Annotated in this window: 9 protein-coding genes; 7 read left to right on the top strand and 2 right to left on the bottom strand. The window is 74.6% G+C overall.

Features of this window, described 5'->3' with window-relative positions; genetic code table 11:
• Positions 1-74: 74 nt before the first annotated feature.
• Together ACFCZ1_RS19635 and ACFCZ1_RS19630 are read left to right on the top strand one after the other, a co-directional pair.
• The gene (locus ACFCZ1_RS19635) at positions 75-959 is read left to right on the top strand and encodes a S1 family peptidase (protein WP_376679531.1); all 885 of its coding nucleotides are present in this window, start codon (positions 75-77) and stop codon (positions 957-959) included.
• 100 nt (positions 960-1,059) lie between these two features.
• Positions 1,060-1,857 carry a hypothetical protein gene (locus ACFCZ1_RS19630; protein ID WP_376679530.1) on the top strand — a complete coding sequence of 266 codons (798 nt, stop codon included), beginning with the start codon at positions 1,060-1,062 and terminating at the stop codon, positions 1,855-1,857.
• On the opposite strand, the gene ACFCZ1_RS19625 is transcribed toward ACFCZ1_RS19630, so the two are convergent.
• Positions 1,790-2,638: an alpha/beta fold hydrolase gene (locus ACFCZ1_RS19625; protein ID WP_376679529.1), complete on the bottom strand. Its 849-nt coding sequence runs from the start codon at positions 2,636-2,638 to the stop codon at positions 1,790-1,792. The two genes, ACFCZ1_RS19630 and ACFCZ1_RS19625, sit on opposite strands and share 68 nt — an antisense overlap.
• A 108-nt stretch (positions 2,639-2,746) precedes the next feature.
• Between ACFCZ1_RS19625 and ACFCZ1_RS19620 the strand changes: the two genes are divergently transcribed.
• On the top strand, positions 2,747-2,929 hold the full coding sequence (locus tag ACFCZ1_RS19620; protein ID WP_376679528.1) for a hypothetical protein: 183 nt from the start codon (positions 2,747-2,749) through the stop codon (positions 2,927-2,929).
• Positions 2,930-2,951: 22 nt separating this feature from the next.
• Entirely contained in the window at positions 2,952-5,288 is a 2,337-nt protein-coding gene (gene fxsB, locus ACFCZ1_RS19615; protein WP_376679527.1) for a radical SAM/SPASM protein FxsB, inactivated metallohydrolase extension form, read from the top strand.
• 456 nt (positions 5,289-5,744) lie between these two features.
• Here fxsB and ACFCZ1_RS19610 read toward each other — a convergent pair whose 3' ends face one another.
• Positions 5,745-6,878: a DUF3533 domain-containing protein gene (locus ACFCZ1_RS19610; RefSeq protein ID WP_376679526.1), complete on the bottom strand. Its 1,134-nt coding sequence runs from the start codon at positions 6,876-6,878 to the stop codon at positions 5,745-5,747.
• Between the two features lie 258 nt (positions 6,879-7,136).
• Between ACFCZ1_RS19610 and ACFCZ1_RS19605 the strand changes: the two genes are divergently transcribed.
• The 3 genes from ACFCZ1_RS19605 to ACFCZ1_RS19595 all read left to right on the top strand — a co-directional run bounded on the left by ACFCZ1_RS19605 (position 7,137) and on the right by ACFCZ1_RS19595 (position 12,725).
• Entirely contained in the window at positions 7,137-10,694 is a 3,558-nt protein-coding gene (locus ACFCZ1_RS19605) for a DNA polymerase III subunit alpha (RefSeq protein ID WP_376679525.1), read from the top strand.
• Entirely contained in the window at positions 10,691-11,698 is a 1,008-nt protein-coding gene (locus tag ACFCZ1_RS19600; RefSeq protein ID WP_376679524.1) for a hypothetical protein, read from the top strand. The genes ACFCZ1_RS19605 and ACFCZ1_RS19600 overlap by 4 nt, the downstream gene beginning before the upstream one ends.
• 166 nt (positions 11,699-11,864) lie before the next feature.
• Entirely contained in the window at positions 11,865-12,725 is an 861-nt protein-coding gene (locus tag ACFCZ1_RS19595) for an esterase/lipase family protein (protein WP_376679523.1), read from the top strand.
• Positions 12,726-12,847: the final 122 nt, after the last annotated feature.

Below are 12,847 nucleotides of genomic sequence, written 5' to 3'. Positions count from 1 at the left end.
GTGCCCCGACTGCGCCTCACGGGCTCCGGCACCCCCACGACCGCCGGGCCCCCGACCCTCTCGGAGGACGAGAAGTGAGGATCAAGAGCATCACCCGTACCAGGCTGCTCGCGGTGGCCACCGGCCTGGCCGCCGTCGCAGCGCTCGCCGCCCCCACCGTGGCGAACGCCGAACCACAGGACGGCGGATTCAGCTCCGCCCGGCTGGCCTCGGCCGGCGCCTCCGTCCTGCGCGCCGACGTCGCCGGCACCGCCTGGCACACCGACTCCGCCACCGGGACCCTCGTGGTCACCGCCGACTCCACCGTTTCCGCCGCCGACATCGCGAGAATCAAGCGCGAGGCCGGAGCCGACGCCGGGGCCCTGCGCATCGAGCGCACCCCGGGCAAGCTGACCAAGCTGATCTCCGGCGGCGACGCGATCTACGCGTCGAGCTGGCGCTGCTCGCTCGGCTTCAACGTGCGCAGCGGGAGCACCTACTACATCCTGACCGCCGGGCACTGTACCGACGGGGCGGGCACCTGGTGGACCAACTCCTCCCACACCACCACGATCGGCGCGACCGTGGGCTCCAGCTTCCCCACCAACGACTACGGCCTCATCCGCTACGACAACACCTCGCTCGCCCACCCCGGTACCGTCGGCAGCCAGGACATCACCAGCGCCGTCAACGCCACGAACGGCATGTCCGTGACCCGGCGCGGCTCCACCACCGGTACCCACAGCGGCACGGTGACCGGCCTCAACGCCACCGTCAACTACGGCGGCGGCGACATCGTCTACGGCATGATCAAGACCAACGTCTGCGCCGAACCCGGCGACAGCGGCGGCCCCCTCTACTCGGGCACCCGAGCGGTCGGCCTCACCTCCGGCGGCAGCGGCAACTGCTCCTCGGGCGGGACCACCTTCTTCCAGCCCGTGGTCGAGGCCCTCAACGCCTACGGGGTCAGCGTGTACTGATCCCGGAGGGCGGGTAGGAGACCCGCCCGGCCTACGGCACAATCGTGAGCCCCCGCCCGAACTGCCGGGCGGGGGTTCGTCTTTGGGGGGAGAGACGCGCATGACCAGTGCACCATCCGGGCGGGGAGGCCCCTTCTCCGACGCCCAACGGCGCATCCGGCGCAACCGCTGGCTCTTCACGGCACCCCTGGTGCTGCTGTGTGTGCTGGTCGTCATCCTCCTATGGGAGATCGTGCGCGGGAACATACCCGAAGCCACCCGGACCCACTGGCCCTGGCGGCTCCAGCTGATGAGCGCTGAACCGCTGGCGAGCCTGCTGGCCGTCGCGGCCGGCGCCGTGCTGGCAAGGGCCCAGTACGCGCGAGCGATCCGCCCGGTGCTCGGGTGGCGGTCCGAATTCGAGCCTGGGCTCCTCCCGGGCCCCGGGAAGGCCTGGAAGGTGGGCGTCCTCAACGGCGGCCAGAACAACGCGGTCCTGGAACAAGTGGACTACCACCTGGTACTGGACAGGAACCCGGTCGACGAACCGGGCTCCGGAGTGGAGTGGGTGGGCCTGACCACCCTCGGTGAGCAGTTGGCCGACGCGGGTCTGCGGGCCGCCGTCGACTTCCGGATCGTGTACTTCGGAGTCGGGTACCCGATGGTGGCGACCGGTTCGCACGAGGCCATCCCGGTGGGGATGTTCTCGAAGCGGTTCATCGGCGAGGTGCGGGCGCTCTACATGCGCATCCGGGTCACGGACGGCGTCGGGGACATGCACGAGCGCATCATCGACTGCCTCAAGGGCGCCCGGGAATCGGTGGTGGCGCCCGTGGAAGAGGAACCGCCGGTCATAGAAGCCAGTCCAGGGCTTCCGGCAGCGCGTACTGAGCCGCAAAGTGGCCCGCCCCCGGCTTGAGTACGGCGGTGCGGTTCGGGATGTGCCGGCTGAGCCAGCGGAAATGCCCCAGGGGTGAGAAGGCGTCCTCGCCGCCGCGCCAGAGCAGGACCCGTCCGGGGATCGAGGCGGGATCGAACCCCCAGGGCCGGCAGAAGGCCAGGCTGTCGTCCAGCCAGCCGCGGGCGGAGACGCGCAGCGACTCCCGGTAGCTGTCCAGGATCGACTGGCGCACCTGGCCGTCCGCGAGGACGCGCAAGTCGTCGCCGGCGAGTTCCTTCCGCAGCTCTTCGAGCAGCCGGCCGGGATCACGGCTGATCGCGGCCGCCCGGGGCGTGAGCCGGCGCTCCAGGGCCGCCGGATCGCTGACCGCGAGGGCGTAGTGCTCCGCGTTGTGGGGGGTCATTCCGGCGAACCAGTCGAGTCCGGCTCCGTCCCACGGTGCGAGGCTGACCAGGGCGGCCGTCCCCGTCACCCGCTCCGGCAGCAGCGCCGCGCAGGCGAGGGCGTGCGGACCGCCCCCGGAGCGGCCGACGACGGCGAAGGTGTCCACGCCCAGGGCGTCCGCCACGGCCGCGGAATCCCCGGCGGCATCGGCCACCGTGCGCCCCGGGGAGCGCTCGGAGTCCCCGTAGCCGGGCCGGTCGTAGGAGAAGAAGCGGACGTCCGGACGGATCTCCGTGATGTCGCGCAGCGCGCTCCCGAGCCGGCATCCCGGCATTCCGTGGTGCAGGAGCACAGGCACTCCGTCCGGCGCTCCCCAGACCTCGGCCACGATCAGACGGCCGTCTTCTGCCTTCACCTCGACGCGCACCACACCTCCGCGGTCTTTCAGCTTCCTGTCGATGTCCCTAGTCTCATGACGACAGCTCTCTTGATGGAAACACAGCCACGAACCGGAGAGGGACCCGTGACGACCAACCAGAAGCAGCAGCCCGCCGTCCCGATGGTGCCGCAGGAGCACCGCGCCGCCCGGCCCAGCCTGTCCTCGCTCACCACGGGAGGCGCGGACACCGACCGGCGCATCGCCCGGGTGCTCCCCGAGGTGACCGCTCCCGGCGCGCGGACGGTCACCTTCAACTCCTCCCTCTGAGCGCGGCAGCGCACCCGTCGCGATGGAGCCCACCGGGGACGGCGCCGTACGCCTCGTCCCCTTCCGCGAGTTCGTGGTCAAGGTGCACAGCAGATGCGACCTCGCGTGCGACCACTGCTACGTCTACGAGCACGCGGACCAGAGCTGGCGGCAACAGCCCAAGGCGCTCTCCGAACCGGTGGCGCAGCGGGTGGCGGCACGACTCGCCGAGCACGCGGCCACCCACGGCCTGCCCTCGCTGACCGTCATCCTGCACGGCGGCGAGCCCCTGCTGGCCGGCCCCGCCCGGCTGCGGACGCTGTGCGAGGCGCTCACCCGCGCCCTCGACGGGGTGGCCGCACTCGATCTGCGCATCCATACCAACGGGCTCCGGCTGGGCGTCCCCTTCCTCGACCTCTTCTCCGAGTACGGGGTCAGGGTCGGGGTGTCCCTCGACGGCGACCGCACGGCCAACGACCGGCACCGCCGCTTCGCGGACGGCCGCACCAGCCACCCCCTGGTCCTCAAGGCGCTCGAACTGCTCAGGCAGGAGCGCTACCGTCACCTGTACCAGGGCCTGCTCTGCACGGTGGACGTCGGCAACGACCCCCGCGCGGTGCTCGACGCGCTCACCTCGCTCGAACCGCCCCGCATCGACTTCCTGCTGCCGCACGCCACTTGGGAGACGCCCCCGGCCCGTCCCGACGGGCGGCCCGATGCCTACGCCCGGTGGCTCCTGCGCGCCTTCGACCACTGGGAGGCGCAGGGCAGGCCGGTGCCCGTCCGGCTGTTCGATTCGCTCCTGAGCACCCTGCGGGGCGGGCCGAGCCTGACGGAGTCGCTCGGCCTGGCGCCCACGGACCTGGTCGTCGTCGAGACCGACGGCACGCTGGAGCAGGCCGACTCGCTCAAGACCGCCCACGAGGGCGCCGCCGCCACCGGTTTCGACGTCTTCCGCCACAGCTTCGACGAGGTGGCCGCCCACCCCGGCATCCGGGCCCGGCAGGCGGGCCTCGCGGGGGTCAGCGCCGAATGCCGCCGGTGCCCCGTGGTGCGTTCGTGCGGCGGGGGGCTCTACGCGCACCGCTACCGGGCCGCGAACGGGTTCGACAACCCCTCCGTCTACTGCGCCGACCTGCGGGAACTGGTGGAGGGGGTCGAAGCGCGCACCGCCCCCGCCGTCATCGCGCCCGAGGTCGCCGAGCCCGCCGCCCTCCTGGCCTCCCAGCACGAGCTGACCCGGGTACTGCTGGCCCGGCTGCACAGCGACATGGCGGAGGCCGCGGGCGAGGACTGGCAGCACTCCTGGGAGCTGCTCGCGGCCGTGGAGACCGCGGCGCCGGACGCCCTGAACGCCGTACTGGACCATCCGTACACCCGTGCGTGGGTGCTCGCCGCCCTGGCTTCCGTACGCCGGGGGCGGCCCCCGGGAGCGGAGCCGGCCCGGCAGTTGTCCGCGCTGGCCGCGGCGGCCGTGGTGCGGGGACGGCTGGAGACGACCGCGACCGTGGTCCACCGGGGTGGCGCGCTGTACCTGCCCACGCTCGGCCTGCTGCGCACCGGCCCGTCCGCCGAGGAGGGGCGGCGGGTCGGGATCAGGGCCGCCGACGGGGGGTTCTCCGTACGGGAAGGCGGCACCGAAACCCGCTTCGGGCTGTTCCGGGAGGCTCCGCGCTGGCAGCCCGTACGGGTCTTCCCGGGAACCGGGGCGTGGGTGGGACCGATGGCGCTGGAGGACCTCGACCCGTACCGCGACTGTTTCTCCCGGCCGCCCGCGCCGAGGCTGGACGAAGCCGGAGCCGAGGGCTGGCAGCGCCGGCTCCGCGCGGCCTGGGCGCTGCTGGACCGCACGGTGCCGGCCCTGGCGCGGGAGACCGCGGCCGGCCTGGGCACGCTCACACCCCTGGCGGGCGGAGCGGGTGCCGGCCCGGGGGGCGCGGGGCGGTGCGGACCCGGCGCGCTGGGCGTGCCCTGCCCGGCGGGGGTGCGCGGGACCGCCCTGGCACTCCTCACCGGGCGGCGGCGGGCCCGGCTGCGCGAGCTGACCGAGGTGGCCGACCTGTACGCGCTGGACGGGGAGTGGTTGCACGAATCCCCTGGGCGGGAGCGGCCGGTGCCGGTGTCGGAGCTGCTGGCCGATGTGTACGCGCGGGTGGCGGCCGAGCGGTACCGGCGGGCGGAGGAGCTCGGGGGCAGGTACGGCGACGGCGACGGCGACGGGGACGGGGACGGGGATGCGCTCAAGCGCGCCCTGGACCGGCTGTCCGGTGCGGCGGAGCTGACGGTGAGCGGCAAAGCGGTCGTGGGCGAACTGCGCCGGGAGTTCGAGTCGGGGGCCGTGGGCGATACGGCGAAGGGGGCCGCGGCCGGGGAGAAGTGACCACCGCGGGCGGGCGGGTGGGCCGGTTGCGGACACGGGGCCGGCCCGGCGCGAGGAACGGCCGGGTGGCCCTCTGTCACGCGCGGGGGACGAGCGGTGCCGCCGCCGGGCGGGCCGCTCCAGGGGCGGGCGCGCTCCAGGCCCGGTCCTGCTCCAGGGCCGGGCGCGGTCCAGGGCCCGGTCCCGCTCCAGGGCCGGGCGCGGTCCGCGCCGCGCCGGCCCAGCGCCGCCCGGGTGCTCGGCCCGGCCGGCGGGGCGAGCAGCTCCGAGGGCCGGGCGGTCACGTCCAGGTGCGCGAAACGGCCCTAGCGGCGCTGGACCACGCCTTTGGCCGGCCCGTCCGGTGGCCCGGGCCCGGTCGTCGGGTTCCGCCCGCAGCGTGGACCGCAGTGCGCCCTCCCGGGATGCGGCGCGGCGATCGCGCCGCCCGGGCGGACTCGGCGGGCTCCGGGGTGTTCAGCGGGGGTCCGCTGCCTCGTCGGCGCCGGGCGTGTGCGCGAACTGCGCGACGGAGGGCGCGTCATCCGGCAGCCCGCTGCCCACGGCCGCCCCCGGCCGGCCCCTGCGGAACGCCGCGCAGGCCAGCGTGACCGCGGAACCGAGCACCGCCCAGCCCGCCAGCACCAGCATCGGCCCGGCGACGTCGTTGCCCTTGAAGTACGTGATGGAGCGCGCGGCGTACGTACCGGCGCCCGGGGGCAGGGCCGGGCCGATGGTCCTCCAGAACGGCGGCAGCAGCGGGTACGGGTAGGCACCGCCCGCGCTCGGGTTGCCGAGCACCACGACCAGCAGGATCGCCAGACCGATGCCGACCACTCCCGCCAGCCCCTGGAAGGCCAGCGTGATCGCGCCGACCGCGAAGACGACCAGGGTCCCCAGCCCCCACAGGCCCATGAGGGAGCCGGGCAGCGCGTCCAGGACCGGGCCGGCGATGACCGCGCCGAGCAGCCCGGCGGCGATCGCGTACACGAGCAGCGCGCCGAGCCGGACGACGGCGCGGGCGGAGTTCGCGGGCCGGGCGCCCGCGCTGATCGCGAGGATCGCGGCGCACAGGTAGCCGCCCACGCACCAGCCGACGACCAGGTAGAAGGAGCTCAGGCCGCGGCTGTCGCCCTCGTGGGCCGGGGCCACGTCGATGACCCGGACCGTCCGCCCCTGGGCCCTTTCGGCCGCGCCGACCACCCCTTCGAGGGCTTGCGAGAGCGCGGCTCCGGCGCCGGAGGCGACCAGCAGCCGGTCGGTCCGGCCGGCCGGGTCGATGATCAGCGCGCCGTCCACCTCCCGGTCCTGGATCAGGCCGACCGCGGCGGCCTCGTCCCCGGCCGTACGGGGGTCGAGCGGTTTGCCGGGCAGGCCGGCGAGCTGCTGCGCGGACCGTTCGGCGACCTGGGCGAGGGGGGCGGTCACGGCGATCGGGATCTCGCTGGGCTTTGGGTGGTGGAAGGCGCCGATGTACGAGGTGACGAAGGCGAGCTGGAGCGCCAGCACCCCCAGGACCAGCAACGCCGCCCGGGTGGTCACGGCGTCCTTGATCTCGGCGAGGAAGCCGCCTGACGGGTCCGCGTCGGTGGTCTGGGTGGGCTGGGTCATGTCTCACACGCTCGGCGTACCGGGGGCGGTACGCAGCAGGGGCGGGCCGAATGGATGACCTGGACGGACGCCCCGGACGATGCCCCGTACCGAGGTCCGCGATGCCCCGTACCGAGGTCCGCGCGATGCCCGGGACGGAGGTCCCGCACCGGCGTCCCGGACGAACCGAATGGTCGAACAAGTGTTTCGCACGGATATTCGAATTGCTCTATGGTGGATGACGGGGGGAGGTTCATCGAGCGAAGCAGGAGGCCGCGGGTGCCCGGTTTTACGCATCTGCACACCGTTTCGGGGTTCTCCATGCGCTACGGAGGCTCGCACCCGGAACGACTGGCGGAGCGTGCCGCCGAGCGGGGCATGGACGCCCTCGCCCTGACCGACCGCGACACCCTGGCGGGCGCGGTCCGGTTCGCCAAGGCGTCCGCGAAGGCCGGCATCCGGCCCCTGTTCGGTGTGGACCTGGCCGTGTCGCCTGCCGCGTCGCCCGCAGGACCGCCCGCCGCGGGCCCGGCCGGGCCGGGGGGACCGGCCGGGTCCAGGGCCTCGGCGGGGCCGGCCGGCTTCGCCGAGGCCTCGTACCGGCGGCGCAACCCCGTCAAGGGCGGGGCCTTCATCGACGAGTCCGCCCCGCGCGCGGTGTTCCTCGCCCGCGATGGGGCCACCGGATGGGCCGAGCTGTGCCGGATGGTCACCGCCGCCCACGCGGGGGGCGGTGACGCGGGACGGCAGCCGGTGCTGCCCTGGAGCGCCCTGCGCGGCGAGGGCGTCTTCGTCCTGCTCGGGCCCGGCTCCGAGACGGGGCGGGCGCTCGCCGCGGGCCGCCCCGACCGGGCCGCCCGGCTGCTCGCGCCCTGGCGGGAGGTCTTCGGCGACTCCCTGCGCCTGGAGGCCGTCCACCACGGCCGCACCGGCACCGGACCCGGCTCGCTCCGGCTGGCCGCCCGTACCGTCGGCTTCGCCGCCGAGCAGGGCGTCCCGGCCGTGCTGACCAACGCCGTCCGCTACGCCGACCCCGGCCAGGGGCCGGTCGCCGACATCCTCGACGCGGCCCGCCGCCTGGTCCCCGTCGACCCCCGCGCCTCCCTCGACAGCGGCGAACGCTGGCTCAAGGACCCCGGCGCCATGGCCGGGGCGGCCGACCGCATCGCCCGGGCCGCCGGCCTGGGCCCCGCCGACGCGCGGCGCCTCCTCGCGGAGACCCGGCGCACCGCCGAAGCCTGCGCGGTGGACCCCGAGGACGACCTCGGCATGGGATCCGTCCACTTCCCCGAGGCCCGCCTCGTCGGCGCGGCCCACCGCAGCGCCCAGCGGGTCCTCGCCTCCCGCGCCGCGGCCGGCATGGTGCTGCGCGGCTACGCGGACGACCGCGCGTACTGGGAGCGGATGCACCACGAGCTCGACATCATCGCCTACCACGGCTACGCCTCGTACTTCCTGACGGTCGCCCAAGTGGTGGACGACGTACGGGAGATGGGCATCCGCGTGGCCGCCCGCGGCTCCGGCGCCGGCTCCCTCGTCAACCACCTGCTCGGGATCGCGCACGCCGACCCCGTCGAGCACGGCCTGCTGATGGAGCGCTTCCTGTCCAAGCGCCGGCGCGTCCTGCCCGACATCGACATCGACGTGGAGTCCGCCCGCAGGCTGGAGGTCTACCGGCGGATCATCGGCCGGTTCGGCGCCGAGCGCGTGGCCACCGTCTCCATGCCCGAGACCTACCGGGTCCGCCACGCCATCCGCGACGTCGGCGCCGCCCTGTCCATGGACCCGGCCGCCGTCGACCGGCTCGCCAAGGCCTTCCCGCACATCCGGGCCCGCGACGCCCGCGCCGCGCTGGAGGAGCTCCCCGAACTGCGCGACGTACGCAGGGAGTCGCACGGGCGGCTGTGGGAGCTCGTCGAATCGCTCGACGCGCTGCCGCGCGGGATCGCCATGCACCCGTGCGGGGTGCTGCTCTCCGACGCCTCCCTGCTCGCCCGTACCTCCGTGGTCCCCACCAGCGGCGAGGGCTTTCCCATGTCCCAGTTCGACAAGGACGACGTGGAGGACCTCGGGCTGCTCAAACTCGACGTGCTGGGCGTACGGATGCAGTCCGCGATGGCGCACGCCGTCGCGGAGATCCGGCGCGGTACGGGGGAGGAGCTCGACCTGGACGACCCGGCGCAGGTGCCGCCGGGCGACCGGGCCACGTACGAGCTGATCCGCTCGGCCGAGACGCTGGGCTGCTTCCAGATCGAGTCCCCGGGCCAGCGGGACCTGGTGGGACGGCTCCAGCCGTCGACCTTCCACGACCTGGTGGTCGACATCTCCCTCTTCCGGCCGGGACCGGTGGCCGCCGACATGGTGCGGCCGTTCATCGAGGCCCGGCACGGGCGGGCGCAGGTGCGCTTCCCGCACCCGGACCTGGCGGACGCGCTGCGCGAGACGTACGGGGTGGTGGTCTTCCACGAGCAGATCATCGAGATCGTGAACATCCTGACCGGCTGCGGGCGGGACGAGGCGGACCGGGTGCGGCGCGGGCTGTCCGACCCGCAGTCGCAGGGGCGGATCAAGGTCTGGTTCGCGGCGAAGGCGGGCGAGCGCGGCTATCCGGTGGAGGTGATCGGCCGGGCCTGGGAGATCGTGGAGGCCTTCGGCAGCTACGGCTTCTGCAAGGCGCACGCGGTGGCCTTCGCGGTGCCCACCTACCAGTCCGCGTGGCTGAAGGCGCACCACCCGGCGGCCTTCTACGCCGGGCTGCTGACCCACGATCCGGGGATGTACCCGAAGCGGCTGCTGCTGGCGGACGCGCGGCGGCGGGGCGTGCCGGTACTGCCGCTGGACGTGAACCGGTCGGCGGCCGCCCATCGCATCGAACTGGTGTCCGATGCACCTCGGGTGTGGGGGCTGCGGCTCGGGCTGTCCGACGTCCACGGCATCAGTGAGGCCGAGGCGGCCCGGATCGAGACCGGACGGCCGTACGCCTCCCTGCGCGACTTCTGGGACCGGGCGCATCCGGGCCGCCCGGTGGCCGAACGCCTCGCGCAGGTAGGGGCTTTGGACGCCTTCGGCGCCAACCGGCGCGATCTGCTGCTGCACCTGACCGAACTGCACGGGGCGCAGCGGGCGGCCGGTGTGCGCGGTCCCCAACTCCCCTTGGAGGGCGGCCGGTCCACGGCCTCCGTCGGGCTGCCCGACCTGACCGACGCGGAACGGCTCAGTGCCGAGCTGGGCGTCCTCGGCATGGACGCCTCGCGGCACCTGATGGCGGACCACCACGCCTTCCTGGCCGAGCTCGGGGTGATCCCGGCCCGGCGGCTGCGGGATGCCGGGCACGGGCAGACGGTCCTGGTCGCGGGGGCCAAGGCGGCCACCCAGACCCCGCCGATCCGGTCCGGGAAGCGGGTCATCTTCACCACGCTGGACGACGGGACGGGCCTGGTCGACCTGGCCTTCTTCGACGACAGCCACGAGGCCTGCGCGCACACCGTCTTCCACTCCTTCCTGCTGCTGGTCCGGGGCGTCGTGCAGCGGCGGGGCCCGCAGAGCCTGAGCGTGGTCGGGGCGGCGGCCTGGAACCTGGCCGAGCTGGTGGAACTGCGGGCGGCCGGCGGGCTGGACGCGGTCGCGGCCCGGCTGGCGGAGCCGCTGCCCACCGCGCCCGCGCCCGCACCCGCGCCCGCTACCGGGCCGCCCGCTACCGCGACGACGGCCGGCGGCCGCCGCATCCGGCTGTCCACGGGGTACGAGATGAACCCCTGGGCCGACCTCCAGCCGCCGGGCGACGGCCCCGCGACCGGACGCAAGCTGTGGCACTCCAGCCCGGGGAGCGCGGGATGAGCACCGTGATGTGCCTGCGGCTGCACCCCGCCGACGGCGGTCCGCTCGGGGCGGACGCCTACGCCGGGGTGCTCGCGCTGCTCGGCGGGATCACCCCCGCCGTGCAGGCCCTGCCGCCCGACGCGGCCCTCGCCGATGTCCGGGCCGCCCTGCGGTACTTCGGCTGCGACGCCGCCGGGCTGTCCTCCGTGGTCCGGGTCCGGGCCCTCGCCCTGTACGGCGTGGACGCCGCGATCGGCGTGGCCGGCAACCCCATGCTGGCCCGGGCCGCGGCCCGCGAGGCCCGGCCCGGGGCGACCCTGGTGATCCCCGACGAGCCCGCCGCAGCAGCCGGGTTCCTGGCCGGCAAGCCGGTCGCCGCCCTCGACGGCGTCGGCCCCAAGGCCGCCCGCACCCTGTGCTCCTACGGCCTCGACTCCGTCGGCAGGGTCGCCGCCGCCCCGCCCGCCGCCCTGCGGCGGATCCTCGGCGCCCGGCTCGGCCGCGAAGTGCAGGAGCGCGCCCTCGGCATCGACCCGACCCCCGTCCGGCCGGGGGCGGCCGCCCGCGCCATCGCCGCCGAGCGGACCTTCGAACGGGACGAGCTGGATCCCGTACGGCACCGGCGGGCCCTGCTCTCGCTGACGGAGGAGCTCGGCGCGAAGCTCCGTACCCTTCGTACACAAGGACAGGGCCCGGGGCAGGTCTGCCGCACCCTCTCGCTCACCGTCCGCTGCGCCGACCGCACCACGCTCACGCGGACCCGCACCCTGGCCGAACCCACCGCGCACTCCGCCGCCCTGACCGCCACGGCCTACGCCCTGTACGCCGGGCTGGGCCTGCAGCGGGCCCGGGTCCGGGCGCTGTCCCTGCGGGCCGAGGACCTGACCCCGGCCGAACGGGCCGCGCGGCAGCTCAGTCTGGACCCCGAGGACGAGAAGGCCCGCCGCCTGGAAGCCGTCACGGACCGCGTCCGCGCCCGCTTCGGGCCGCACGCCATCGCCCGCGGCACGCTCGCGGCGTGACGCATACCGCCGGAGGATCGCACGACACGCGAGTTTTTACCGACGCGTAACTTCCCTGTGTTGCTACTCACCCGTAATTTGGCGGCAGCAGCGCCCCCTTGTGATCCGGATCACGGGACACCCCCACGCCCCATCCCCTTGAGTCGATCCGCAAGGAGATCACACGATGCTGCCCTGGAGACGCCTGCTCCGCCCGCTGGCCGTCCTCGCCCTCACCGCCGCCGCGCTCGTCGCCCCCACCGGCGCCGCGCAGGCCGCGTCCGCACCCAGCAGCGGCTGGAACAACTGGTCCTGCAAGCCGTCAGCCGCGCACCCGCGCCCCGTCGTGCTCGTGCACGGCACCTTCGGCAACTCCATCGACAACTGGCTCGGCCTCGCGCCGTACCTCGTGCACCGCGGATACTGCGTCTACTCGCTCGACTACGGGCAACTGCCCGGCGTGCCCCTCTTCAACGGGCTCGGACCCATCGACAAGTCCGCCGGCCAGCTCGACGTCTTCGTCGACAAGGTGCTCGCCGCCACCGGCTCCGCCAAGACCGACGTCATCGGGCACTCGCAGGGCGGCATGATGCCGCGCTACTACCTCAAGTACCTCGGCGGCGCCGCCAAGGTCAACGCGCTCGTCGGCCTCGCCCCCGACAACCACGGCACCACCCTGCTCGGCCTCACCCAGCTGCTCCCGTACTTCCCCGGGGCCGAGGACCTGATCAGCACCGCGACCCCGGGCCTCGCCGACCAGATCGCCGGATCCGCCTTCCAGACCAAGCTGAACGAGGGCGGGGACACCGTGCCCGGGGTGAAGTACACGGTGATCGCGACCAAGTACGACGAGGTGGTCACGCCGTACCGGAGCGCCTTCCTGGACGGGCCGAACGTGAAGAACGTCGTGCTCCAGGACCTGTGCGTCCTGGACCTCTCGGAGCACGTCGCCATCGGTCTCACGGACCGGATCGCCTGGCACGAGGCGCTGAACGCCCTCGACCCGGCACACGCCGAACGGACCACCTGCGCGTCGGTCTTCGACTGACCGACGCACAAGCGGCCCGGGGCGCGGACCAGCGGCCCGCGGGGGCGTGGGGCGGGGACCCCCGCGCGGGGCCCCCCGCCCCCCCGCGGCCGGGGCCCCCCCCACAAAACGCCCCCCCCCCC

Source organism: Streptomyces sp. NPDC056224 (genome assembly GCF_042267665.1).
Classification (GTDB): Bacteria; Actinomycetota; Actinomycetes; order Streptomycetales; family Streptomycetaceae; genus Streptomyces.
The sequence above is the reverse complement of the archived record's forward strand: the minus strand, read 5'-3'. Positions and strand labels throughout refer to the sequence as shown.

Excerpts from the sequence above, each read along its gene's own strand:
- ACFCZ1_RS19630 (WP_376679530.1), top strand. The coding sequence starts at position 1,060 with ATGACCAGTGCACCATCCGGGCGGGGAGGCCCCTTCTCCGACGCCCAA.
- fxsB (WP_376679527.1), top strand. The coding sequence starts at position 2,952 with ATGGAGCCCACCGGGGACGGCGCCGTACGCCTCGTCCCCTTCCGCGAG.
- ACFCZ1_RS19610 (WP_376679526.1), bottom strand. The coding sequence starts at position 6,878 with ATGACCCAGCCCACCCAGACCACCGACGCGGACCCGTCAGGCGGCTTC.
- ACFCZ1_RS19600 (WP_376679524.1), top strand. The coding sequence starts at position 10,691 with ATGAGCACCGTGATGTGCCTGCGGCTGCACCCCGCCGACGGCGGTCCG.
- ACFCZ1_RS19595 (WP_376679523.1), top strand. The coding sequence starts at position 11,865 with ATGCTGCCCTGGAGACGCCTGCTCCGCCCGCTGGCCGTCCTCGCCCTC.